Below are 23871 nucleotides of genomic sequence, written 5' to 3'. Positions count from 1 at the left end.
ATATCAATGCTCTGAGAGCGAGGCGCGCCAGAATTTTCATCAAAACTTCACACACTTTCCAGAAAAGCTGACTTGCATCTGTTCAAGTTCGAGCGGTATGTGGGCAGTAGCATTATACTGAGGTTCCACAATGACATCATATGATCCTGGTACAAGCTGGTTTTTGGCGCAGCTGAAGCCGAACTGCGCCAACATCGCGGACAAGAACCTCAAGCGCCAGAGCTTCAAGACCTTCTTGCCGATGGAAGACGAGACGCGCCAGCAGAACGGCAAATTCGTCACCGCCACGCGGCCGCTGTTTCCGGGCTACATCTTTGTGGCCTTTGATGCGGCCCGCGGGTTCTGGCGCACGGTGAACTCGACCTACGGCATCACGCGGCTGGTGAGTTTCGGCAAGGAGCCGACGGCTGTGCCGCTGGATCTGGTCTCGCAGTTGATGCTGCGCTGTGACGCGAAGGGCAAATTGCTGCCGCCGAAGCTCTTGAAACCCGGGGATCAGGTGACCCTAACCAAGGGACCGTTTGCAAATTTTGTTGCAGAGGTGGAAGCAATCGCGCCGGATCGGCGGGTTTGGGTCCTGATGGAGATCATGGGTGGTCAGACCCGCGTGGCGGTCGGGGCGGATCAGTTGCGGACCGTTTGACCGTCAGCGTCGTCAGAAAGCACATTTCTGCGTGCAAACTTTATACTATTAGCCTTAATCACGAGCGCACTATCGTGTTGTGCGGAGATTGATCACCCTATTCACCGCACATAATGCGGCCTTTACTCTTGCCAGTGCGGAGAAAAAGTTGGATTGTCCCCGCAATTTTTGCGGAGAATGTGATGCAAATCTGGGAACGGGACACCTGGCCTAACCTTACTTGGCAAGACGCGCGCGTCGCCGCGTGCCTAGCTGAGGTTCGCCATAACCAGGGCAGACTGATCGGCAGAATGGAAGCGCTAGGCTTCAAGCTGCGCGAGGAAGCGGTGCTGCAGACGCTGACACAGGACGTCGTCAAGACAAGCGAAATCGAAGGCGAACAGCTCGACGCCACTCAGGTGCGGTCATCGCTGGCACGTCGCCTTGGCATCGACATTGGCGCCCTGCCCCCGACAGATCGCAACGTCGAAGGCATCGTCGAGGTCATGCTTGATGCGACGCGCAACTATGATGCTCCACTGACAATGGAACGCCTATTCGGCTGGCATGCCGCCCTGTTTCCGACCGGGCGCAGCGGCATGACACGCATCCGCGTCGGGGATTGGCGCGATGACAGTACCGGGCCGATGCAGGTGGTGTCAGGACCCTACGGCCGTGAGCGCGTACATTACACAGCGCCACCTGCCTCTAGGGTCGCGGCGGAGATGGAAGCATTTCTCGCCTGGTTAAACGCGCCGATTTCATCCGATCCGGTAATCAAGGCGGCCCTGGCGCATCTGTGGTTTGTGACGATCCACCCCTTCGAGGATGGCAACGGTCGGATTGCTCGTGCAATCGCTGATCTCGCGCTGACGCGGTCAGAGGGCAGCTCACAGAGATTCTACAGCATGTCAGCGCAGATCCGGACAGAACGGAGCGCATACTATGATCAACTGGAGCAAACGCAGAAGGGCGAAACGGACGTAACAGAGTGGCTTTTGTGGTTCCTCGCGTGCCTGGATCGCGCCATCCGTGGAGCGGATAGTGTACTGGCTGCAGTTGTCGCCAAGGGTCAATTCTGGGAGCGCGCGGCTCCAATGCCGCTGAACGAACGACAGATCAAGGTTCTGAACCGCTTACTCGACGGCTTTGAAGGTAATATGACCACGTCGAAATGGGCGACGATTGCCAAATGCTCTCAGGATAGTGCAAGTCGCGACATTGCAGCCTTGATTGAACTTGGGCTGATGCGGAAAGGCGAAGCCGGCGGTCGCAGCACGAGCTACGAGCTGGTTCTCTAACGCGAGCAGACGGAATTGTCAGCCATTACCCTGCCAAACCGATCCGTTCGAATATGCCCGAACATCATCGACCGTCATTGGGTTCGGTTGATTACCAACGATTACGGCTTTTCGGGCTATGCGACTCTGCAAACGTTGACATGGCGTTGACATGGAATGAGCGCATAAAGCCCGACTGATTAAGTCGGGCTCTAAGCATTTGATTTGGCGTATTATTTTGGTTGCGGGAGTAGGATTTGAACCTACGACCTTCAGGTTATGAGCCTGACGAGCTACCGGGCTGCTCCATCCCGCGCCAAAGTGAGTGCATCGAATACGCTCAGAGCCAGAAGACCGCAACCCCAAAAACGGACCTTTCTCAAATTAATTCTGGACGCCCACTGTGACCAAGATGGAGCCGGTAGAGAACGCTTTTGAGGGCCCGTTTATCCGCATTCCCGCATGGATCCAATCACGAGGGAATTGCACCTATCTTATCTTGCGTGCCGTCAGGCCCCCCACTGGTGTGCCTAGGGCGCAGCGAGGAAAAAGCCCACTTGCAACCACAAAACATGAGACCCCCTCAAACGTTTCGCCAAAAAGGTATCTGTTGTCCAAACCGCAAGGATTGCTCCAGAAAGTTTGACGGCCTAGCGCTTTTCAAGAAACTGATGGGCCTCAAGCAGCGTTTTCGCCAGCCCAGCAAAAAAACCGGGCACGCCAACATCCACAAGGCCAGATGGCGCGGCATCTTCACCTGATCGGGCATTTTCAGTGGGCTTCACAGCGAACAGTGCATTCGGCGCATCACGCAGCTCACGATAGCTCGCGCCGTTACCATGCTTAAGCACGTTGATAGCAAGATAATACTGATAAACCCGATCCGCGAGGTCAGCCTGCCCAGCGTCCACGAGCAAGGTCCTTAGTTTCTTCGAGAACGGGCCCCGCTTAAAGTGATGCTGCATGCGCGCTTCAAACAAGGAGAACGTATCAATAGCGAGCAGCTCAAGCCCAACATAGCCCGCGAGTTGTTCTTCCGTGTGAGCGATAGACTGGCTTTGAACGCCCGCGATCGAGCTTTCGAACGTCACTGACGTAGCAAGTGCCGTTTCGATCAGGTCAGGCACGCTTTGCAAGTTTTCCATGGGGATTCTCCTTCGGGTCCCCACCTCTCTTAAGCTAAGCGACAAGAAAGGGTAATGGCAGAGATACTCGGCGCAGTAACTTATAACAGATAAGCGGTTATGGCTGAGCAAAGTTCACTTCGTCACGTTGAGACAGGTCTCGCGACAACTGGCGCGCCAAAGAAGGGGGCTCACCACAAAGACCTCAGTAGTCTTTTTCAAAAAACAGCCCTATCCCCGTTTTCCCTTCAGTATCAACAGTGCCTCGCAGTTTGGTGGAGGTTGACAGATCAAGATTCAAGTTGATCCGGCTTTGTCCAGTCATCTCAACCTCTACATCGGTGTAGACTGTCTCGCTGATATACTTCCCGGCCCGCAAAGTTGTTTCACCGGCTTCATCTGTGGTGATGTCCAGCTCATCAACACCGGCTTTCATGCGTAGCTTTTCGACAACACCTATGCCTCCACGCCCTGCCAAAGTGGCCACTGCCGAAGCGAGTTGTACGGTTTGAAACGCCGAAATTTTTGTAACATCGCGCCCAAAGAGTAACCGCGCCAGTACTTCGTCGCTTGGCAGTTCCGGCTCAGATGTGAACGTGATTTCAGGCTCGTCTGCCGCGCCTTCAACTGTCACCAAAACCAGATGTTCTCCCGTGCTGGTGCTCGCGACCAAACGCAAATATGGGGTCAGGCTACCTTGCAGACTGGCGTAGCCCTCCTGCATGTCGAGCCGCTTGCCCAAAATGTCCAAACGTCCACGAATAAGCTCAAAGCGCCCTTTCGGGATAATGTCTGTGGTTGTTCCTGTCAGCGTCAGGTGACCGCCCAACTCCGCATCAAGCCCACGTCCCCGCACAAATATCTTGTTTTCGGCCAGAATTCTCACATCCAGCGCAACATTAGAGCTAACAGCCGCATTGCCTGCATTATCATTGCCCAGAAGCCCTGCATGAGCGCGCATACGGCGCACGGCAGCAGGCTCGTGCAAATGGGTGATTTCCGGGATATCCCCAAAAGAGCTTAGCCCCGTTGACGGAACGCGCACCTCGGTTTCACCAAGCACCAGCTGCCCTGAAACTGAGAGGCCTGACGCAATCGCACCACCCAACACGAGGCTGCCGTTCACGCTTGTTTTGTAAAGCTTAGGGTCGCTGAAGCCGACATTCTCAACGTCAACATCAAGACGCGTGACATAAGGCGCTTGCAGCCCAATACGCCCCTGCGCCTTCACCTCGCCTCCGCTGGAAACAGACGCGCTCGAGCGCACAACAGCATTGCCGTCCGAGACAGCTACGGTCGCATCGATATCACCCAGAGCATTGCGCAGTGCGGGCAGAGACAGGCGCGCGCCATTGGTGCGCAACGTCCCATCAAGTGAGGACAAGGCGAGCGGACCATTCAGCTTCATATCAAAATCAGCAAAACCTTGCAGCGTGTTCGGTGCCAAACGACGGTTAACCAACCCCAAAGGAACGCGCCCCACGAGCGTCAATCCTGCGCTGGTCGCGTTGGCCGCGATCAGCCCATCAATACTCACTGTGCTGCCACTCGGGCCCTCTGCGCGCGCATTGACGCCCCACTGGGCGCCGGACTTGCGCACCGTTGCCTTGACGCTCCCAGGCCCCGCCAAATCTGGCACAATCCACCCTATCGAACCAGAAGTCGCTTCGATCTCGGCGTATAAGGGCGCATTCTTTGGCAGCTCAACACTTGCGGTAAAAGCAATGGCACGTGGCGCTTTCATATCCAAGCTGACCGACCAGCCCACAGGCGTCTGCGTGGCTGTCCCTGTCATATTTGCGGGTCCGTTGAGACCTGACACAAACTGCGCCGCGTTGTTGAGTGTCGCGTCAAACGTCAGTTGGCTTGCATCTGTGGCGATATGCCCCTGCGCCCGAGCAGTCCCACCGCGCGCAACAATGCTCGAAGATCGGAGCGAGAGCCCCGACGTCGTACGCAACACTGAGGCCTCTAGGCGACTTTCCCCTCCAATCAATCGATCAATTTGTGTTTCCCCGACACGCAGGTCCGCCCCCGTGGCTACAAACCTCAGATCAACCTCACCACTCAAAACAGCGTAGCGGCCCTCCAGGCTTGCAACGATTCCACCCCCAAGAGATTGCCCTGCAATCGCTGAGAAGCGCTTGATGCTGGTCGCCTTCGCCTCTATCGCGCCTTGCAGCGTCATGGCGCTGTTGAGCCCATCTATTGTTCCGCCGCCCCTCAGCTCAAGCCCACTCGCATGCACATCAAGATTGCTCACAGCAAGCGATTGCCCGTCTTGCCACGCAAGATCAGCCCCAAGTGAGACCTTATCGCCAAGAGCCTCCGCAAGCGCCGCATCAACAAGCTCAAGACCCGCTGCAACACCGTCAATCCGCGCCGTGACTTTTCGTTCCGCACCACGCGCGATCACACCGCTGGCAGTGATCTGTGCTGCCTCAAGCATCACACCCGCGCGCTCATACCCCTCCATGTCAGATGCAAATGACCACGCATCCCCCATCTGGCTGTCAAAACGGGCACTAATCTTTGCACTCCGAACCCATGTTTCATCCCCAGGGATCGGCAAAAGCGATGCGCTGCCTTCGGGGTCTTGCAAAACCGCATCCAACTGAAAGCGCTCAGGCAGACCATCAGCGGCCAGTGCCACGTCCCCCTTTAGGCGCAAAGCAGCCGCTGTGAGAGTCAGATCATCCAGCGCCTTGCGCCCGTCTTCAAACAAGCTGATCCGACTCTCAAGCCGAACATTCGTGCCCAAAAAGTCGCGATATTGCGGCGCAAAAAGCGAAGTTAGGTCACCCTTGATATCAGCCTCAACTGTACGGTTAGGCGCGCCTTCATCGCTTGCTCCATCTTGTGCCGCTTCATTTGCCAGCGTCAAAATACGGCCTGTTAGTCGCGGTCTCCCATCCGTTTTCAGAACGACGTTGGCGGCAAAATTGTCGATCATATCTTCGCCAGTTATCGTCAAATCCAAAGGCGGCGTCCCGGGGAGAGAAATCAGACTGGCAACAATCCCATCTGCGGCCTCTCGCAAGGACGCGTTGAGGGCAAGAATGCGAGTCGCGTTGGAAAAAGCGGCTTCAAGCTTGAAAATGCCCGCCGTGCTGTCTTCTCGGGTGATGGTCAGCTTGGCTTCACCTTCACCCTCCGCGATCATGAGCGCCCCCGTCACAGAAGCCAAGGCAGCCACACCCACCACGGGCTCACCCAAAGAAACCTTTTTCACCGAAATCGCGCCAATATTCACGGACACAGGCAGTTCTGGTATAGCAAAGCTGCGCGCCTCGGGGCGAACGGTGGCCTCAGCTGTCCCAGGCAGTCGTAATAACTCAAGGCTTGCTGCCGAAATCTCATTGATCTGGATATTGCCCTGCAAAACAGATGCTCGGTTCCAGTCAAGGACCGCATCTTTCATTGTCAGCCAGACCCCACTATCGTCAGCAATCGTGAGGCTTTCCAAAGTGGCACGAGAACTCAGCGCCCCCTTAAACCCAGTGATGACAACCTTGCTCCCCGCATCAGAGAGCGCCTCTTCAAGATATGTGGTGATATAGTCCTTATCTTGTTCAGCGCTCTGCGCATGGACAGAAAGTGCATGCATCAGCACAAAACAGAGGGCGAAAACATAGCGCATCAGAATGACTGCCCTATGCCGACATAGGCTTCAAAACTGTTGCTGCCCACGCCAGTCACAGGCACCGCAACATCAAACCTAAGCGCGCCAATGCCAGTTTGATAGCGCAGACCAACGCCCGCACCGCTGTGCCAGCCGCCCGTCTCATCGACGGCACTGTTCTCGCCAACATACCCGATGTCATAAAAACCAGTCACACCAAACGTGCTGTTTATCTTCACCCGCGCCTCCCCAGAGAGACCCAGAAAAGAGCGGCCGCCCGTCTCGACACCGCCGCTGCTAACAGACAGCGACTGGTAAGAATGGCCGCGCACGGTCCCGCTTCCGCCCGACAAAAACAGCAAATCAGGCGGCGTATCCGCGATATCCGAACCCGCGATTGTTCCAAGCTGGAAGCGGCCCGCAAGCACAACTGCGTCACTCGCCCCAACGCTTTTGTAGACCCGCGCATCAAGATACCCGCGCACGCCTGACGCGGCGCCAGACAGCCCAAAATAAGGCAATGCCTCAGCCCGCAGGTATGCACCGTTTGTTGGGTTAAGCTTGTCATCGCGGCGGTCCAATGTCGTCCCGAAGCGCAGCATGAGATGGGAGTAGTATTGCGTACTCGAGCTATCATCCACATCACTATAACGGTAGAGGACAGCAAGTTCCCCTGTCAAACTCTCAGAAAAGTAACAGCTCACACCAGCTTCGATACTGGCCTTGCGCAAAAAATAAAGCGGCTCGTCAAGCTGATCAATTTGAGCAACCAGAGTGAGATCAGTGTCTTTTTCAAAGGTTGAAGGCCGCGTCAGGCTGGCTTTCAGACTATAATCAAGACCATGACTTTCGCCCGCCAGCCCCGCCAACTCGCCCTCGATGCGAAACCGTTCAGCACCGCCCATCAGATTGCGATGCATCCAGTACCCAGACAGTGACAGGCCCTCTGAAGAGTGCAACTCAGCCCCAAAGCCGACACGACGCGGTTTTGCATCCGCAACCGCCAGCTCAATATCCAAGGTATCCTCCGGGCCAAGCGTTTTAGCTTCGCCCAGCGACACCGAGCTAAAAGCCCCTGTGCGCCTCAGGCGAACGGCGCTGCGTTCAAGGACCGCTGGGTCAAAAACATCACCAGTCGGCACAGCCGCGATCTTACGAATACGGTTAAGACGCACATCTTTACTGCCCTCGACTTCAAGCACACCAAAGCGCACACGCGGGCCGTGGCTGATGCCCAAATCAACGTCCAGCTGCGCATTCAAGTGATCCGCGACAACATCTTCCCGTATTATATATGCCTTGGCATAGCCTTGCGCACGCCAGCCCTCTACACCCGCTTGCGCGACGTCTCTGATCACCGATAGCTCGGCAGGAGCACCTTTGCGAAAACCAATCGGCAACTCTGTTTCAGCCGTGATCGGCGCTATAGACACTGCACCAAATTGGAAGGCAGGCCCCGGCTCCACTGATACCTCGACACGCTTGATCTTCCCCAAATTGGCCAGCGGCGGAACATCAGCGGCTTCGCGTCCATCAATCAAGATCGTGACCACTGGGCCATAGTATCCTCGCTCATAAAGAGCGCTGATCAATCGGCCATAGTCCGCCTGTGCGGCCGCAAGAATATCTTGTGGCGCCATGGTGCCTTCGCGTTTCGCCGCAAGAACAAGCGAAGCGCTTTTCAATTCAACAAGAAGGTCTTTGGCGCCGCGCTCTAATTTTAGCTCGGCTTCAAATGCACAGGCTGGTGCAGCCATCAAAGAAATACCAAGTAATAACATACAGGTAAGCTTCGATGTCGGAAAAGGTTTCCCATGCATTGGTCGCTATTTCCCGATGATAGTCGAACTAAAATGTCAGTGATCGTTCAGCTGAAAGCCAGGCCTGAGCTGCGCGGAATTTAGACATGCCACACCCGAACATCAAGAGCGCACAAAGCGCTTACAGGCTTTGGCAGAAAGCGCCGATTTCGTCAGAAAGCGGGTCACGCTTCAATACCAAAGCGTTTTGGCCCAACGTAACCAAATATAACATTGAACAATCACCAATAAGTGGTTTCATGCCTGCGGAAACAGGAGAACGAAAATGGCGCTTACAGCAATGATCAACGAGCACGGTGGCCCCGAGCAATTCAACTTGGTGGACCTCGAGATCGGCGCGCCCGCAAAAGGCGAAGTCCGCATCAAGCATAAGGCCGTCGGGCTCAACTTTATTGACGTCTATCAGAGGGCTGGCCTCTACCCGATACAACTGCCGCATGCGATGGGCATGGAAGCGTCTGGCGTGATCGAGGCTGTTGGCGAGGGCGTCACGCACCTGAAAGTTGGAGATCGCGCCGCCTATGCCTCGAACCCTCCCGGCGCCTATGCCGAGGCAAGGGTGATGCCTGCGGCACAGGTCTGCCCACTGCCGGATGAAGTGTCTTTTGAGGAAGGTGCCGCGATGATGCTGAAGGGCATGACCGTGGAATATCTCTTCCACCGGACAGTGCCCCTCAAGGCAGGGGATACTGTTCTGTTTCATGCGGCTGCGGGGGGCGTTGGTCTCTTGGCGTGTCAGTGGGCGCGCTCCGAAGGAATCACCCTCATCGGAACGGCAGGAACGGACGAAAAATGTCAGCTGGCCCTGGACCACGGCGCGACCCATTGCATCAATTATCGCACTGAAGATTGGGCGGCGAAACTGCAAGAGCTGACCAACGGAAAAGGCGTTGATGTCGTCATGGACGCTGTTGGCAAGGATACATTCGAAGGGTCACTTGACTCACTCAAGCCCCTTGGAATGATGATTTCTTTCGGGAATGCCTCTGGCCCTGTTCCGCCGTTTGACCTCGGCATTTTGGGTAAAAAAGGCTCGCTGAAGCTCACGCGCCCAACGATCTTTACCCATATCGGCGACCATGCAACCTGTCAGGCGATGGCAAAGCACTTGTTTGAAAAAGTCGCGTCAGGCGAAGTCAAAATCAACATCGGCCAACGCTTCGCGCTACAGGACGTGGGCAAGGCGCATGAAGCGCTGGAAGCCCGCAAAACCATCGGCAGCACGATCCTTGAAATCTGAACACCACGATAAATCGTGAAGGGAGGCTGGAGCGTTTGGTGCGCTCCAGCCTTTTCTGTTTAGGGCATTTGATAGGTGTTTTTATACTGATCACAAAAGGCTTTCTTGTGGATTACACCCATCGCAATACACTGCAGCGAAGGGTCAATTTTGTACGCACACGAAATAGAACTGAGTTGATATCTGCCCGATTATTGGGCGAAATTAGCCTCAAGTGATCGCAAATTAATCGACAGAACGATTTAGCCGTTTGTTTTGCGCCTACTCTCTGCCCTCCCGTACGCCACTGTGCTCGAATACAAGCATCAATGCGAAGTGGCAGGACCCGTTATCAACCAACTACGACACATAAATCTGCCCTCAAAAGGCATGTCCCAGCCACGTGCAATTGGCTCAGCAAAGCTGTCCGTCTCCACAGATGCACTGGGCAAAACCCGACTGCGCGATCTGCGCCAATCAGGGTCTCTTAAGCTGGTGTTTCCACAAACATATAGCCACGACGCTGAGGCCGTTCTGGTAAATACAGCTGGTGGCATCACGGGGGGAGACGAATTGACCCTCACGATAAATGTCGAGGGTGGCGCACATCTGCGCCTGACAACACAAGCAGCCGAACGCGCCTACCGCGCCCAGCACGGCGAAATCGGAAGCTTCACAACAGATATCACTGTTCAAGACGGCAGCAGCCTCCACTGGCTGCCGCAGGAGCTAATCCTTTTTGATCGCTGCGCCCTCAAGCGCCGGCTGAGCATCGATCTCGCGCCCACAGCGCGCCTATTGATGGTGGAGCCCATTGTTTTTGGGCGCGCAGCAATGCTGGAGGTTCTGAATGATGTCATGTTTCAAGACCGTATTCGTATTACCCGCGCAGGACGCCCTCTCTATATTGACGGTGTGGATTTAAAGGGCGATGCGGCAAAGCAACTAGCACGACCTGCAGTTGCCAATGGCGCAGGCGCGATGGCAAGTCTCGTAATGGTAGCCCCCGACGTCGAACGCCAGCTAAAGACGATACGCAGCCTCCTATCTGAAACAGCAGGGGCAAGCCTGTTGGGCAAGGATCTGCTCGTCGTTCGCCAGCTTGCCAGCGACAGCTTTGAGCTGCGCCGCACGCTGATCCCTATTCTGAACTATCTCACCCAAAACACGTTACCTTTGTCCTGGAGACTATAATCCATGCAACTCACTCCTCGCGAGAAAGACAAACTGCTCATTGCCATGGCTGCCGAAGTCGCCCGCAAACGGCTGGCCCGCGGTGTCAAGTTGAACCACCCCGAAGCCATTGCCCTGATCACTGACACAGTTGTCGAGGGCGCAAGAGATGGCCGCTCCGTCGCCGACATGATGGAGGCTGGTGGCCACGTCATCACCCGCGACCAATGCATGGAAGGCATCGCAGAGATGATTCACGAAGTTCAAGTTGAGGCCACATTTCCTGACGGAACCAAACTGGTCACCGTCCACAACCCCATTCGCTAAAAATCCCAAGGAGATTCCAAAATGACCCTTATCCTGAGAAGTCTACCTTTGCTTTTTGTGGCCAACGTCCTATCGGCCCATGAGGCGCAACATTTGCACCAGCACGTCACAGATCCAAACTGGATGCCGTTCGTCTTGAGCTTGCTCGCAATAGGCCTTGCAGTCTTCTTCGCGTGGAGCCGCAAATGATCCCCGGCGAAGTGCTTCCAGCAGCGGGGATGCTGACACTGAACGAAGGTGCGCCAGCCATCACACTAATGGTGGCAAATACGGGCGATCGCCCCGTGCAAGTTGGCAGTCACTATCATTTCGCCGAGACCAATCCCGCGCTCACATTTGATCGCGCGACAGCCCATGGATACCGGCTCGACATTGCCTCCGGCACTGCCGTTCGGTTTGAGCCTGGGCAACGCCGCGAAGTGCGGTTGATCCCCATTGGTGGGGCGCGGCGTGTCTTTGGCTTTAACGGCCACGTTATGGGAGACCTGTAAATGCCCGTCCAAATCCCCCGCACTCAATATGCTGCTATGTATGGCCCCACCACGGGCGATCGCCTACGCCTTGCAGATACCGATCTGATCATCGAGGTGGAGCGTGACCTGACGATCTACGGCGAAGAAGTCAAATTCGGCGGCGGAAAGACCATACGTGATGGTATGGGCCAATCCCAAGTCACCCGCGCGGGCGGAGCCGTCGACACTGTGATCACCAATGCGCTGATCGTTGATCACTCCGGTATCTACAAAGCGGATGTCGCCCTCAAAGATGGGCTGATCCATGCCATCGGCAAGGCTGGCAATCCTGACACCCAGTCAGGCGTTGATATCATCGTCGGCCCGGGCACCGAGGTCATTGCAGGCGAGGGACGTATTCTTACGGCGGGGGGGATGGACAGCCACATCCACTTTATTTGCCCCCAGCAGATGGAAGATTCATTACACTCAGGCGTGACCACCTGCTTTGGCGGCGGCACTGGGCCAGCCCATGGAACCCTTGCAACAACCTGCACACCAGGGCCTTGGCACATTGGTCGCATGCTGCAGTCCTTTGACGGGATTCCAATGAACATCGGCCTCTCGGGCAAAGGCAACGCCAGCCAACCCGAAGCCTTGATCGAGATGGTCAATGGTGGCGCGTGTGCGCTCAAACTCCACGAAGATTGGGGCACAACACCAGCCGCGATTGATTGCTGCCTCTCGGTCGCAGACGACATGGATGTTCAGGTGATGATCCACACCGATACGTTGAACGAAAGTGGTTTTGTCGAACATACAATTGGTGCTCTGAAAGGGCGCACGATTCACGCGTTTCACACCGAAGGCGCAGGCGGAGGCCATGCACCCGACATCATAAAGATATGCGGCGATCCCAATGTCTTGCCGTCTTCGACAAACCCCACACGTCCGTTCACGGTTAACACACTTGAAGAGCATCTCGACATGCTCATGGTGTGCCACCATCTCGACAAGTCGATCCCAGAAGACGTCGCTTTTGCCGAGAGCAGAATCCGCCGAGAGACGATTGCAGCAGAAGACATCCTGCACGATATGGGAGCCTTCTCGATTATTGCCTCTGACAGCCAGGCGATGGGCCGCGTGGGCGAAGTGCTGATCCGCACATGGCAGACAGCCGACAAAATGAAGAAACAGCGCGGCGCATTGCCTGAGGAAACAGGCGAAAATGACAACATACGCGTGCGCCGCTATATCGCAAAATACACGATCAACCCTGCGATCGCCCAAGGCGTCAGCCATGTCATTGGCGATATCTCCATCGGCAAGCGCGCTGATCTGGTGCTCTGGGACCCCGCATTTTTTGGCGTGAAGCCTGAAATGGTGCTCATGGCGGGCAGTATCGTTGTGGCACAGATGGGCGATCCAAATGCCTCAATCCCGACACCACAGCCTGTCTATAGTCGGCCAATGTTTGGCGCCTATGGCAGCGCCCTTCGCCATACCTCTGTCAGTTTTGTATCCGGCGCTGCACAGGCTGCTGGAATCGGGCAGACACTCGGCCTCACAAAACAGACCATCGCCGTGCGCAACACTCGCACCATCGGCAAAGCTGACATGATCTTTAACGACGCCTTACCAGAAGTCGAAGTGCACCCCGAGACTTACGAGGTGCGCGCCGATGGCGTTCTATTGACCTGCCAACCCGCCACGGTCCTTCCCATGGCACAACGCTATTTTATGTTCTGAGAGGACACTATGACAGACCTTCCCATCGCCCAGATCGTACATCGCAAAGGCCAGTGGCACGGCTCAGCAATGACCTGCGAACTGGATTACACCGAGCGCTTTCTGCGTCGCAAACGCCTCTCTACAGTCTCAGGAGAGGCCTTTGTTGTTGATCTTGCGCAGACAACTTCGCTTGACGACGGAGACGCTCTTGAACTCGATACAGGTGTATTGGTCCAGATCGCGGCGCGTGACGAGGCCTTGTACAAAATTTCAGGGGAAAACCTTGTGCGGCTGGCGTGGCACGTGGGCAACCGCCACACGCCGTGTCAAATCACCGATAAGTTTCTCCTCATTCAAGCGGATCCAGTCATCGGTCATATGCTTGAACATCTCGGCGCAACGGTTGAGCCGATCACTGCGCCTTTTACGCCCGAGGGCGGCGCATATGGGCATGGCCGCACCCACTCACATGAACACGTAGCCACTGCACATGATCACTGAGATCGACATCCTGACCCTTGCGCAATGGCTCTCACCCAGCTTTCCCGTCGGAGCCTTTGCCTACTCGCATGGGTTGGAAACAGCCTTTCAGAACGGCCAGATTTCAACGGCTGACGCACTCCAGGACTGGCTGGCTGATGTGCTCACACATGGCAGTGGCCGCAACGACTGTATCTTACTGAGAGCAGCTTATGCCAGCACATCGCATGACGATTTGGAGCAATTAAATCTGACAGCTCTCGCGATATCGGCCTCATCCGAACGCGTTTTGGAAACCACGCTTCAAGGGAGAGCCTTCTCTCAAACAACAGCCGCGATATGGGGCGGCGACGACGTCAACGCCTGTTACCCCATCGCCGTGGGTGTCGCTGCAGCACGCCGCAAACTGGATCTAGAGATCACCGCCGCACTCTATCTCCATGCCTTTGCCAGCAATCTTGTATCAGCCGCGGTCCGAGCGATCCCATTGGGCCAAACCGATGGGCAAAAAGTGCTCTCGGCCCTGCTGCCCTTGTGTGAAGAAATCGCCCAAACCACACGAGAGGGAGACCTAGATGATCTCGGCAGCACAGCTTTTCTGTCCGACATCGCGGCCATGCGACATGAAACACTTCAACCAAGGATATTCCGCTCATGACTCAGCTTAACGGCCCATTGCGCATCGGAATTGGTGGCCCCGTAGGCGCTGGCAAAACAACGCTTACAGCCTGCCTCGCGCGCGACTTACAAAAAGACTTCTCAATTGGGGTGATCACCAACGACATCTACACCCAAGAGGACGCAGAAGCATTGATGCGAATGCAAATCCTGCCCCAAGACCGCATTATCGGTGTGGAAACAGGAGGTTGCCCCCATACGGCGATCCGCGAAGATGCGTCGATCAATCTGGCCGCCATCGCCGAGATGCGCGCGCGCCACGCTGACCTCGATATTGTGCTGATCGAGAGCGGCGGCGACAACCTATCCGCAACATACAGCCCTGAACTGGCAGACATGACGATCTATGTGATTGATGTGGCAGCAGGCGAAGACATCCCGCGCAAAGGCGGGCCTGCACTCACAAAATCAGATGTCTTGGTGATCAATAAGACAGATTTGGCTCCGTATGTAGGCGCATCACTTGATGTCATGAAGCGGGACTGTGAAAAGATGCGGGGCGGACGGCCATATGTCTTCTGTGCGCTTCGAAATCAAAAAGGGGTCGAGAGCGTGCTGCGCCACATTCTGGACATCGGGGGTCTCGCCAAATCCCGGGCGTAGGTGGCAGAGTAGCTATTTGCTCACATCGGGCTCACTCAAAATGCTCGATCATGCCCGCGACCAAACCTGATCTCAGCATCGACACACCTTGGCCGTCTGGTAAGCGCACGATACGATTTGTGACTAAAAATTTCGATGTGGAGGCACCGCCTAATCAAGCGGATGCCCCAAGAGCATGCCGGCTCGCCGCCTATCGGCTGAGCGATCTTGTCTGAGCAGCGTGAAGGCAATACGCGCGAGATCACTAGATTTCAGTTTTTTCTGAGCGCTATCTGCGAACAGGATGCTCGTTTCGAAGTGGTATCCGTACCATCAAGTGTGGCATTGTTTGAGGCGCACCATACGACACGCGCAAATTGCGTTTGGATGTTGGCTGATAATTTGGCTTGCGCCTGACTGGCCTTCGCCGCCTTACACCGAAAGGACACGAATATGTTTTTGAAGAATGCATGGTATGTTGCCGCGTGGGATCACGAAGTCACCCGCGAACTTCAACAGATTACTGTCTTGGGCGAAAATATCTGCGTTTATCGAACAGAAGCAGGCGAACTTGTAGGGCTGGAAGACGCCTGCCCTCACCGCAAGCTGCCCCTAAGCAAAGGCCGCATCAAAGGCGACACTGTCGAATGCGGCTATCACGGCCTAACCTTCAACTGCGCGGGCCAATGTGTCTGGGCGCCAGGCGCTAGCGGCATTCCATCAAACGCCAAAGTACATGCCTATCCACTACATGAAAAATATGGATTGGTCTGGGTCTGGATGGGCAACCCAGCGCTCGCAGATACCGCTGACATCTTTGAAATCGAAAACTACGGAAACCCAGCCTGGGGCATCAACCGTGGCGCAGCGATGGAGCTTGAATGCAATTACCTGCTCATGTGTGACAACCTGCTTGATCCAACACATGTCGCATGGGTTCACCAAAACAGCTTTGCGGCACCAGCAACCAAAGACACGCCCTTGCGGGTCCAGAAAACAGATGAGGGTGTCATTGTTCATCGTTGGATGATGGATCACGAACCAGCGCCGTTTTACAAAAAAGTCGTCGAGTTTGAGGGCAATTGCGATCGCCTCCAGCACTATGAAGTGCGCTACCCCTCACACGCGCTGATCAAGGCAGTGTTTACCCCTGCGGGCACGGGCGGCCCTGATGGTCCACTACATGAGAACACGTTCATCATGGACAGTTACAACTTCATGACGCCAACAACAGAAAGCAAAACTCGCTACTACTGGTTCCAACTGCGCAATATTCGCCCCGACGACGAAGCGCTCAGCCAGATGATGAGCGAAGATGTGCAGCACGCATTCGAAGAAGATCGTGATGTCCTCAACGAGGTGCAACGCGGCATGACAAACAAAACATCACCTCACATTGACCTGCCTATCGACGGTGGCCAACTGCGGTTTCGGCGGCAGTTGCAAGCCATGATCAATGAAGAGCAGCAAGTCGACCGACAAATGGCAGAATAATACTGGCGTGGGCCATTCTCTGCTATCAGCCGATGCGCTCTCCAAATGCTTGTCGATCAGCGTTATCCCCATAGCGCTCGCAGCGCCGCTGCAAGACCATAAGGCGCCCAAAGTTCAAGCCATTGTAATAAAAAAAACCGCTGGCAATTTTCATTGCCAGCGATCCTTTCGCTTCACCCCGCGGCCACATTCAGCCGTGAAATGATCAATTTATGCTGCCTGTTTCAACGACTGGTCTCAGCCACACTTGCTATGACCACAGCTCGCACAGGTCATGCAGCCTTCAATCATGCGCATGTCAAACTGGCCACAGCTCGGGCAGCTCTTGCCACGCGGTGTATCCAGCCCGACAACCGCCGAGGTCGGGTCTTGCTTCAGGCCCATGCCTTCGCCCTCAATAAAGCCGATCGAGATCATGTGCTTTTCGATCACGCCGCCAATCGCGGCTAGGATCGACGGGATATACTTCCCGCCCATCCACGCACCACCGCGCGGATCAAACACAGCCTTCAGCTCTTCCACAACAAAGCTCACATCGCCGCCCCGACGGAACACCGCAGAAATCATCCGCGTAAGCGCCACGGTCCAAGCAAAGTGCTCCATATTCTTGGAGTTGATAAAGACTTCAAAGGGCCGGCGATGGCCGCCAATCACCACATCGTTCACCGTGAGGTAAATCGCGTGTTCGCTGTCAGGCCAGCGCAGCTTATAGGTCGCGCCTTCCAGCTCCTTTGGCCGCTCCAGCGGCTCCGCCATATAGATCACATCACCATGCGGCTGTTGCGGCTCGGCATCTGTATTGGCAACAACCTCGGGGGCTTTGCCCTCGTCCTCACTCACAGACAAAACAGACCCCGTGACATCATTGGGGCGATAAGTAGTGCACCCTTTACAGCCCGTGTCCCACGCCTGCATGTAAACGTCCTTAAAGGCATCAAAGTCGATATCTTCAGGGCAATTGATCGTCTTTGAAATCGAGCTGTCGATCCACTTCTGCGCCGCAGCTTGCATCTTTACATGCGCGCTTGGGGCAAGTGTCTGCGCGTTAACAAAATAGTCGGGCAGCGCCTTGTCGCCAAACTTCTCACGCCACAGCGCCACAGCATAATCAACAACTTCCTCTTCCGTGCGCGAGCCGTCCTTTTGCAAGACCTTGCGCTTGTAAGCGTAGGCAAACACAGGCTCGATGCCTGAGCTCACATTCCCCGCATAGAGGCTGATCGTGCCTGTCGGCGCGATAGAAGTGAGCAGAGCGTTGCGAATGCCATGCTCGGCAATCTCTGCACGCACATCTTCGTCCATCTGCTGCATCGCACCGCTGGCAAGGTATTTCTCCGCGTCAAACATCGGGAAAGCGCCCTTCTCTTTTGCCAGCGCCACAGAGGCGCGATAAGACGTGCGCGCAACCGCATGCAGCCAAGCTTCTGTCTGGGCCGCCGCTTCGTCCGTGCCATACTCTAGCCCAACCATAAGCAAAGCATCCGCCAAGCCCGTCACGCCAAGGCCAATCCGCCGCTTCGCTTGTGCTTCTTGGCGCTGCGCCTCAAGTGGAAAGTTTGACGCATCGACCACATTGTCCATCATCCGCACAGCCGCGGCGACAAGCGCTTCAAGCTCGCTCACATCCAGCACAGCCCCGTCTTCAAACGGCGCTGCCACAAGCTTCGCAAGGTTGATCGAGCCAAGCAAACAAGCGCCATAGGGCGGCAAAGGCTGCTCGCCACACGGGTTTGTCGCGGCAATCGTCTCACAATAGTTGAGGTTGTTCATCTGGTTGATACGATCGATAAAAATCACACCGGGCTCAGCATAATTATATGTCGCCGTCATGATCTTGTTCCAAAGATCACGCGCTTCAACGGTGTGATAGACCTTGCCGTTGAATTTCAGATCCCAGCTCTTACCCGCTTTGACCGCGTCCATAAACGGATCAGTGACCAGCACAGACATGTTAAACATACGCAGGCGTGCGGCATCAGATTTCGCCGTGATGAACGCCTCGATATCAGGGTGATCACAGCGCATTGTCGCCATCATAGCGCCACGGCGGCTGCCCGCAGACATGATCGTGCGGCACATCGCGTCCCACACATCCATAAAGCTCAAAGGCCCGCTCGCATCCGCTGCAACACCCAGCACATCCGCGCCTTTAGGGCGAATCGTGGAGAAGTCATAGCCAATACCGCCACCCTGCTGCATTGTCAGCGCGGCTTCTTTGAGCATATCAAAAATCCCGCCCATGCTGTCGGGCACAGTGCCCATAACAAAGCAGTTAAACAGGGTCACTGAGCGCTCTGTCCCCGCGCCTGCAGTGATGCGCCCAGCTGGCAGAAATTTGAAGTCTTCAAGGGCTGCGTAAAACACATCTTCCCAATGCGCTTTGTCCTCCTCAACATCGGCAAGAGAGCGCGCGATGCGGCGCCATGTGTCTTCTACCGTGCGGTCAAGCGGCGTTCCATCCGCCTCTTTGAAGCGATACTTCATATCCCAGATTTGCTCGGCAATTGGCGCAGAAAAACGGCTCATTTAGTGGTCCCCAGGTCTTATGTGATTTCGTCATGTCGTCAGGTGTGGCAAGGCACTTAAACTACGCATCGCTTCTCGGCGGGTCAAACCCCAAACACGCCCTTACGCAAGATAACGTGTGTGGAAGAATCAGTTTTACCAATATATCCTACCACATATAGGGGGAACATATGAAGAACGTAATACATATTGTGAAGCTCAGTGTCGGAACTGAGTCAGTCGACTCCCTCCTTGCGTGGCAAAAGTCCCGCGCAGCAACGCATCCAGACGGCCTGCCCTATCACATCACCCGCATGTGGCCCAAACGCGAAGAAGAGATTCTTGCGGGCGGCAGCGTCTACTGGGTCATCAAAGGCTCCATTCAAGCTCGTCAGCGCGTTCTCGGCTTTGAAGAAGTGATCGGCGGCGATGGTATCCGCCGCTGCGCGTTTATACTTGATCCAGAAATCATCCGCACCGCTCCAGCGCTCAAGCGCCCCTTTCAAGGCTGGCGCTACCTCAAGCCAGAAGACGCTCCCATCGACCTCTCCGAAGGCCGCGAAGCCGATGATGCTCTCCCTCCCGAACTCGCAGGCGCACTGGCCGAAATCGGCATTTTGTAGCCCAAACACTCCCAACGACGCTCGGAAGCCCCCGACCAAAGTTTGTGACGTTGGGTCGCGATACATTCGGGGACTTGATTTTAATCTGGCTCAATTGTCAGACATTTAAAGTCGACTATGCATCAGCTTCAGGAGTTCAACAAGTGACACAATCCATCGAGACAATCCTTGACGCCGCACGCCGCCATTGCGCCGAAGATATCGCCCCAAATGTAGACGCGTGGAACGCATCCGCCGTCTGGCCACGCGCAGCCTCCGACAAAGCGGGCGCGCTCGGCCTCACAGGCCTCTACGCTCCTGAAGAGTTCGGCGGCCAAGGCCTCCCCTTGGGCGAAGGCATTCGCGTCTATGAGGAACTGGGCCGCGGCGACGGCGCCTACGCTTTCGCACTGTCGATGCACAACATCTGCACCTTTGCTGGATGCGGCTATGGCACAGACGCCTTCAAAGCGGCATGGGCCAAGGAGCTCACCTCTGGCCGTAAGCTCGCGAACTTCGCCCTGACCGAGCCACAGTCAGGCTCGGACGCAACCAATATGTATTCCCGCGCCGTGATCAACGACAATGGCACATGGACGATAAACGGGACCAAAGCGTGGGTCAGCCTCGCGGGCGAAGCTGATATCTACTTCACTGTCGTCAAAACAACTGACGAGCCCGGCCACAAAGACATGGCCATGATCGCGATCCCCGCGGACACCCCCGGCCTGACTTTCGGCCCGCTGTACGAGACGCCGTCCTACAATTTCCTGCCAATGTCAGAAATGTATATGAAGGACGTGGTCGTCAGCGGAGACAATATTATCCTGCCCATCGGTCAAGGCCTTCAAGGCTCGCTCATGGCGATCGATATTGCCCGCGTTTCTATTGCCTCTGGCTGCTGCGGCCTGATGCAGTCCGCTCTCGACACAGCTCTGGCCTATTCCTCCAACCGTAAAATGTTCGGCGGCAAGAACCTCGATCTCAACGGTATCCAATGGATGCTCGGCGAAGTCGCAACCGATCTCGAAGCTTCAAAGCTGCTCTACCGCGCCGCGGCCAACGCACTAGGGACCCCAGAAGGCCCGCTCATGGCGGCCCACGCCAAGCGCTTCGTGCCAGATGCCGCCGTCAAAGCGGCCAACACATGCACACAGGTTCTCGGCGGCATGGGCCTCTTGCAGCCTTATGGCCTCGACCGTCTCTCGCGTCTGGCCCAAATGCTAAGCATCGTCGATGGCACAACCGAGATCAGCCGCGTTGTGATCGGCCGCAGCCTGCAAAAACGCGCAAAAACGCTTGCGCCCCTGCCAATCCCAAAGGGCTTCGGCGAAAGCTGAAGCTTGCAATCAGGCGGCGGACCATCTGCCGCCTGACCAGCACCTTCACAAAAAATTATTGCGAATGACTCGCAATTGGCGGGTTAACCCCCATATATCCAATATGGATAGACGTAGTTTTCTCAGAACCGCCTCCGCAGCAGGGCTCATGCCCCTGCTTCCTGCCATGCCTTTGGCCGCCGCTCCCGTGGCCGCTGCCGCCCCTGTGGCAAACGAGTTTATGTATGGCTTGGCAGTCTTCAACGCACGCCTCAGAGGCGCAAGTACGGCGCGCAACATCGCCCGCGATCTCGGCATAGCCAAAGAAGCCGCCGCAACCTTACAGAGCCGTATGGTTCGGGACGGTTTCGTCGCCCTGCCAAACGCCGCTGGCCTCGCGCGCACGCCAAATCCACTTGTTCAGCGCAACTACAGCCGCAAGGCCACAGAGACATTGAAGAACATGCTCAAGGACAAGGCAGAAGACATACTTGAGGCCGAGGCCCCCGAAGAATTGGATAACGAGCTGCCGCGCCCCTCAGAGGCCTAAACGCTCCTGAAGCGCCGCCAGCGCGGCGCGCTCTTCGCCAGTCACCTCCGCATTGCGCGCGCGATAAAGCGTTGCAGAGCTGCGCAAGATCAGCCCATCACTCAAGATTTTCAGATGGTTCGCGCGCAGCGTATCTCCCGTCGAGGTGATATCTGCCACGGCTTCCGCTGTCTCGTTTTTCACAGTACCTTCAGTCGCCCCTTGGCTGTCGACAAGCTGATAATCCGCCACACCACAGTCGCGCAGATACTCGCGCACAAGGCGGTGATACTTCGTCGCAATCCGAAGACGAAAACCGTGCTCCGCGCGGAACGCAGCGGCGGCAGCGTCAAGGTCATCCATCGTGTCCACATCAACCCAAGCCTGCGGCACGGCGATGATCAGGTCCGCATGACCAAAGCCAAGCTCTGCCAGCTCCTCGACACGCTGCTCCCATTGGCCGAGTTTCTCGCGGATCAGGTCTGTTCCTGTGACACCGAGGTGAATTCGCCCGGCCGCCAACTCACGCGGGATTTCGCCCGCCGAAAGGAGCACAAGCTCGATCCCGTCGATCCCATCAACACGGCCCGCATATTCCCGCTCGCCGCCCGCCAGAGCAAGCCGCACGCCGCGCTCGGCAAACCAGTCAAACGTCTTTTCCATCAACCGTCCTTTGGACGGCACACCCAGCTTAAGGCTCATAGCGTGCCCTCCTTCAGACCCAGCATCAGGCCGGGGCGGACAACACCCCCAACAGCAGGAATTTCGGCGCCCTGCCCGAGCTGGCGCGTGAGCGCATCATAGCGCCCGCCACTTGCCACAGGCGGCAAATCGGCCCGCGCCTCGGCATAAAAGCCAAAAACAAAACCGTCGTAATACTCCATAGACGCGCGGCCATAACTGGCCTCAAACGAAAGCTGCGCAACATCGACACCGCGCGCGGCAAGAGCGCGTGTGCGCTTGGCCAGACCATCAACAGCATCCGCAATCGCTGGCATATCCACCGCAATATCGCTCAGCTGCTCGACCGCATTGGGCAGCGTCTCCTGCACGGCCAGAATAGCTTCCATCAGCTCAACATCGCCTTGCGAGAGCGGCCCAGCCGCCTCATCCTCGCGCAAAGCGGCAATCCGCGCTTCAACTTCGTGCCGCGTGCGCAGCCCGATCGCGGGGCCAGCCTCCGCAAAAGCATCTTCCGCCGCCAGCAAAGCCACTCGGCTCGCAGGAACATCTGCCCGCCCCGAGAAACGCTCCATCAAGGCGCGAAATCGCCGTGGCCGCCAGATATGCCGCCGCAGCGCGGCCTTGCGCCGCTCGGTCGTGCTCAGCCCTTCAACCGCCGCCATGAGGATTCCGATGTCCCCCGTCGCTGCGCGCACAGGCAAGCCGCGCAAAACAGAAGAAATCAGCGCAAAGACTTCCGCATCCGCCTCATGTGGCGCATCCCGTTCAAAGATTTCATACCCGACTTGCAGGTATTCATTGGCGCGGTTTCCGTCGTCTTCCTGACGGCGAAACACTTCGCCCGAATAAGTATAGCGCGCTGGCTCCGCACCGTGCTGCATATGCATCTGCACAACAGGTACGGTAAAATCGGGCCGCAGCATCTGCTCCCCGCGCAAAGCGTCGGACGTCACATAAGCCCGCGCACGGATGTCTTCACCATAGAGGTCCAGCAGCAGCTCTGCTGGCTGGAGCACCGCGGCCTCCACAGGCAACGCGCCCGCCGCTTCAAACATAGCGCGCACCCGCGCCGCCTCTGCCCGTTTGGCCATTCCGTCTGGCATACTCAGTCCTGCCCGTTCAGAATTTCGCGGACCTTGCTTACAAGCTCGGCCCTTGGCACTTCAAACTGGCTGGGCCGCTCTTTCCACTCTTCATGGGTGGCATTCTCGGCAATTTTCGCGCCCAAAATCAGATCTTTGATCTGCACCACACCGCGCTCCTGCTCGTCAGAGCCCGCGATGATCGCCACAGGGCTCTCGCGCTTATCCGCATACTTCAGCTGGTTGCCAAAGCTCTTGGGGTTGCCCAGATAAACCTCGGCTCTGATCCCCGCTTGGCGCAGCTCGACCACCATGCCCTGATACTCCGCCATCCGCGCCTTATCCATGACCGTCACAACAACAGGCCCAGCCGCTTTGCCGCCGATCCGCCCCTTCTCGCGCAGCGCCGCAAGCAAGCGGTCTACACCAATCGATACGCCCGTGGCGGGCACAGCCTGCCCCGTAAAGCGCTTTACAAGATCGTCATACCGTCCGCCGCCCGCAACAGAGCCAAACTGCCGCTTGCGGCCCTTTTCATCCAGGATT

General features: G+C 56.4%; 22 protein-coding genes and 1 tRNA gene. 15 read left to right on the top strand and 8 right to left on the bottom strand.

From position 1 onward, the window contains the following. Positions 1-130: 130 nt before the first annotated feature. Both P8O11_RS00635 and P8O11_RS00630 read left to right on the top strand, forming a co-directional pair. Positions 131-643: a transcription termination/antitermination protein NusG gene (locus P8O11_RS00635; RefSeq protein ID WP_300290575.1), complete on the top strand. Its 513-nt coding sequence runs from the start codon at positions 131-133 to the stop codon at positions 641-643. 182 nt (positions 644-825) lie between these two features. Then, positions 826-1923, top strand: coding sequence for a Fic family protein (locus P8O11_RS00630; protein ID WP_300290572.1), 1098 nt, complete (start codon positions 826-828; stop codon positions 1921-1923). A 218-nt stretch (positions 1924-2141) separates the two neighbouring features. Here P8O11_RS00630 and P8O11_RS00625 read toward each other — a convergent pair. The 4 genes from P8O11_RS00625 to P8O11_RS00610 form a co-directional block, all read right to left on the bottom strand. Further along, a tRNA-Met gene (locus tag P8O11_RS00625) sits at positions 2142-2218 on the bottom strand. A 334-nt stretch (positions 2219-2552) separates the two neighbouring features. Further along, positions 2553-3047 carry a hypothetical protein gene (locus tag P8O11_RS00620; RefSeq protein WP_300290570.1) on the bottom strand — a complete coding sequence of 165 codons (495 nt, stop codon included), beginning with the start codon at positions 3045-3047 and terminating at the stop codon, positions 2553-2555. Positions 3048-3231: 184 nt separating this feature from the next. Beyond that, positions 3232-6666: a translocation/assembly module TamB domain-containing protein gene (locus P8O11_RS00615; protein WP_300290568.1), complete on the bottom strand. Its 3435-nt coding sequence runs from the start codon at positions 6664-6666 to the stop codon at positions 3232-3234. Continuing rightward, entirely contained in the window at positions 6666-8429 is a 1764-nt protein-coding gene (locus P8O11_RS00610) for an autotransporter assembly complex family protein (RefSeq protein WP_300290566.1), read from the bottom strand. The genes P8O11_RS00615 and P8O11_RS00610 overlap by 1 nt, the downstream gene beginning before the upstream one ends. A gap of 304 nt (positions 8430-8733) precedes the next feature. Between P8O11_RS00610 and P8O11_RS00605 the strand changes: the two genes are divergently transcribed. The 10 genes from P8O11_RS00605 (at position 8734) to P8O11_RS00560 (ending at position 16604) form a co-directional block, all read left to right on the top strand. Next, positions 8734-9708 (top strand): quinone oxidoreductase, encoded by a 975-nt coding sequence (locus tag P8O11_RS00605; RefSeq protein WP_300290564.1) that lies wholly within the window; start codon positions 8734-8736, stop codon positions 9706-9708. A gap of 369 nt (positions 9709-10077) precedes the next feature. After that, positions 10078-10881 carry an urease accessory protein UreD gene (locus P8O11_RS00600; RefSeq protein WP_300290562.1) on the top strand — a complete coding sequence of 268 codons (804 nt, stop codon included), beginning with the start codon at positions 10078-10080 and terminating at the stop codon, positions 10879-10881. A gap of 3 nt (positions 10882-10884) precedes the next feature. Then, a complete protein-coding gene (locus tag P8O11_RS00595) occupies positions 10885-11187 on the top strand; it encodes an urease subunit gamma (RefSeq protein WP_089887096.1) in 303 nt (100 codons plus the stop codon). 21 nt (positions 11188-11208) lie between these two features. After that, a complete protein-coding gene (locus P8O11_RS00590) occupies positions 11209-11376 on the top strand; it encodes a hypothetical protein (protein WP_300290558.1) in 168 nt (55 codons plus the stop codon). Then, positions 11373-11678 carry an urease subunit beta gene (locus P8O11_RS00585; RefSeq protein WP_300290556.1) on the top strand — a complete coding sequence of 102 codons (306 nt, stop codon included), beginning with the start codon at positions 11373-11375 and terminating at the stop codon, positions 11676-11678. Before P8O11_RS00590 ends, P8O11_RS00585 begins: the two co-directional genes overlap by 4 nt. Next, positions 11679-13388, top strand: coding sequence for an urease subunit alpha (gene ureC / locus P8O11_RS00580; RefSeq protein WP_300290554.1), 1710 nt, complete (start codon positions 11679-11681; stop codon positions 13386-13388). 9 nt (positions 13389-13397) lie between these two features. After that, a complete protein-coding gene (locus tag P8O11_RS00575) occupies positions 13398-13871 on the top strand; it encodes an urease accessory protein UreE (protein WP_300290552.1) in 474 nt (157 codons plus the stop codon). Then, complete coding sequence (locus tag P8O11_RS00570) at positions 13861-14508, top strand: urease accessory protein UreF (protein ID WP_300290550.1); 648 nt, start codon at positions 13861-13863, stop codon at positions 14506-14508. Before P8O11_RS00575 ends, P8O11_RS00570 begins: the two co-directional genes overlap by 11 nt. Then, positions 14505-15131: an urease accessory protein UreG gene (gene ureG, locus P8O11_RS00565; RefSeq protein WP_300290548.1), complete on the top strand. Its 627-nt coding sequence runs from the start codon at positions 14505-14507 to the stop codon at positions 15129-15131. Before P8O11_RS00570 ends, ureG begins: the two co-directional genes overlap by 4 nt. A 432-nt stretch (positions 15132-15563) precedes the next feature. Continuing rightward, positions 15564-16604 (top strand): aromatic ring-hydroxylating dioxygenase subunit alpha, encoded by a 1041-nt coding sequence (locus P8O11_RS00560; RefSeq protein ID WP_300290546.1) that lies wholly within the window; start codon positions 15564-15566, stop codon positions 16602-16604. Between the two features lie 237 nt (positions 16605-16841). On the opposite strand, the gene P8O11_RS00555 is transcribed toward P8O11_RS00560, so the two are convergent. Beyond that, the gene (locus P8O11_RS00555; protein WP_300290544.1) at positions 16842-19130 is read right to left on the bottom strand and encodes an adenosylcobalamin-dependent ribonucleoside-diphosphate reductase; all 2289 of its coding nucleotides are present in this window, start codon (positions 19128-19130) and stop codon (positions 16842-16844) included. 170 nt (positions 19131-19300) lie between these two features. Here P8O11_RS00555 and P8O11_RS00550 point away from each other — a divergent pair, with 170 nt between their 5' ends. The 3 genes from P8O11_RS00550 to P8O11_RS00540 all read left to right on the top strand — a co-directional run bounded on the left by P8O11_RS00550 (position 19301) and on the right by P8O11_RS00540 (position 21580). Further along, a complete protein-coding gene (locus P8O11_RS00550) occupies positions 19301-19732 on the top strand; it encodes a DUF1489 domain-containing protein (RefSeq protein ID WP_300290541.1) in 432 nt (143 codons plus the stop codon). 143 nt (positions 19733-19875) lie between these two features. Beyond that, positions 19876-21051: an acyl-CoA dehydrogenase family protein gene (locus P8O11_RS00545; protein ID WP_300290539.1), complete on the top strand. Its 1176-nt coding sequence runs from the start codon at positions 19876-19878 to the stop codon at positions 21049-21051. Between the two features lie 148 nt (positions 21052-21199). After that, a complete protein-coding gene (locus P8O11_RS00540; RefSeq protein ID WP_300290537.1) occupies positions 21200-21580 on the top strand; it encodes a hypothetical protein in 381 nt (126 codons plus the stop codon). On the opposite strand, the gene hisG is transcribed toward P8O11_RS00540, so the two are convergent. From hisG to P8O11_RS00525, 3 genes are all read right to left on the bottom strand, one after another. After that, on the bottom strand, positions 21569-22261 hold the full coding sequence (hisG, locus tag P8O11_RS00535) for an ATP phosphoribosyltransferase (protein WP_300290535.1): 693 nt from the start codon (positions 22259-22261) through the stop codon (positions 21569-21571). The genes P8O11_RS00540 and hisG overlap by 12 nt on opposite strands. Then, positions 22258-23346: an ATP phosphoribosyltransferase regulatory subunit gene (locus tag P8O11_RS00530; RefSeq protein WP_300290533.1), complete on the bottom strand. Its 1089-nt coding sequence runs from the start codon at positions 23344-23346 to the stop codon at positions 22258-22260. The genes hisG and P8O11_RS00530 overlap by 4 nt, the downstream gene beginning before the upstream one ends. Before the next feature lie 2 nt (positions 23347-23348). After that, on the bottom strand, positions 23349-23871 hold a 523-nt coding region (locus tag P8O11_RS00525; protein ID WP_300290531.1), incomplete at its 5' end, for a His/Gly/Thr/Pro-type tRNA ligase C-terminal domain-containing protein.

Source organism: Lentibacter sp. (assembly GCF_029254145.1).
Taxonomy (GTDB): Bacteria; Pseudomonadota; Alphaproteobacteria; order Rhodobacterales; family Rhodobacteraceae; genus Lentibacter.
Note: the sequence above shows the minus strand (reverse complement) of the source record. Positions and strands in the feature narration are given on the sequence as shown.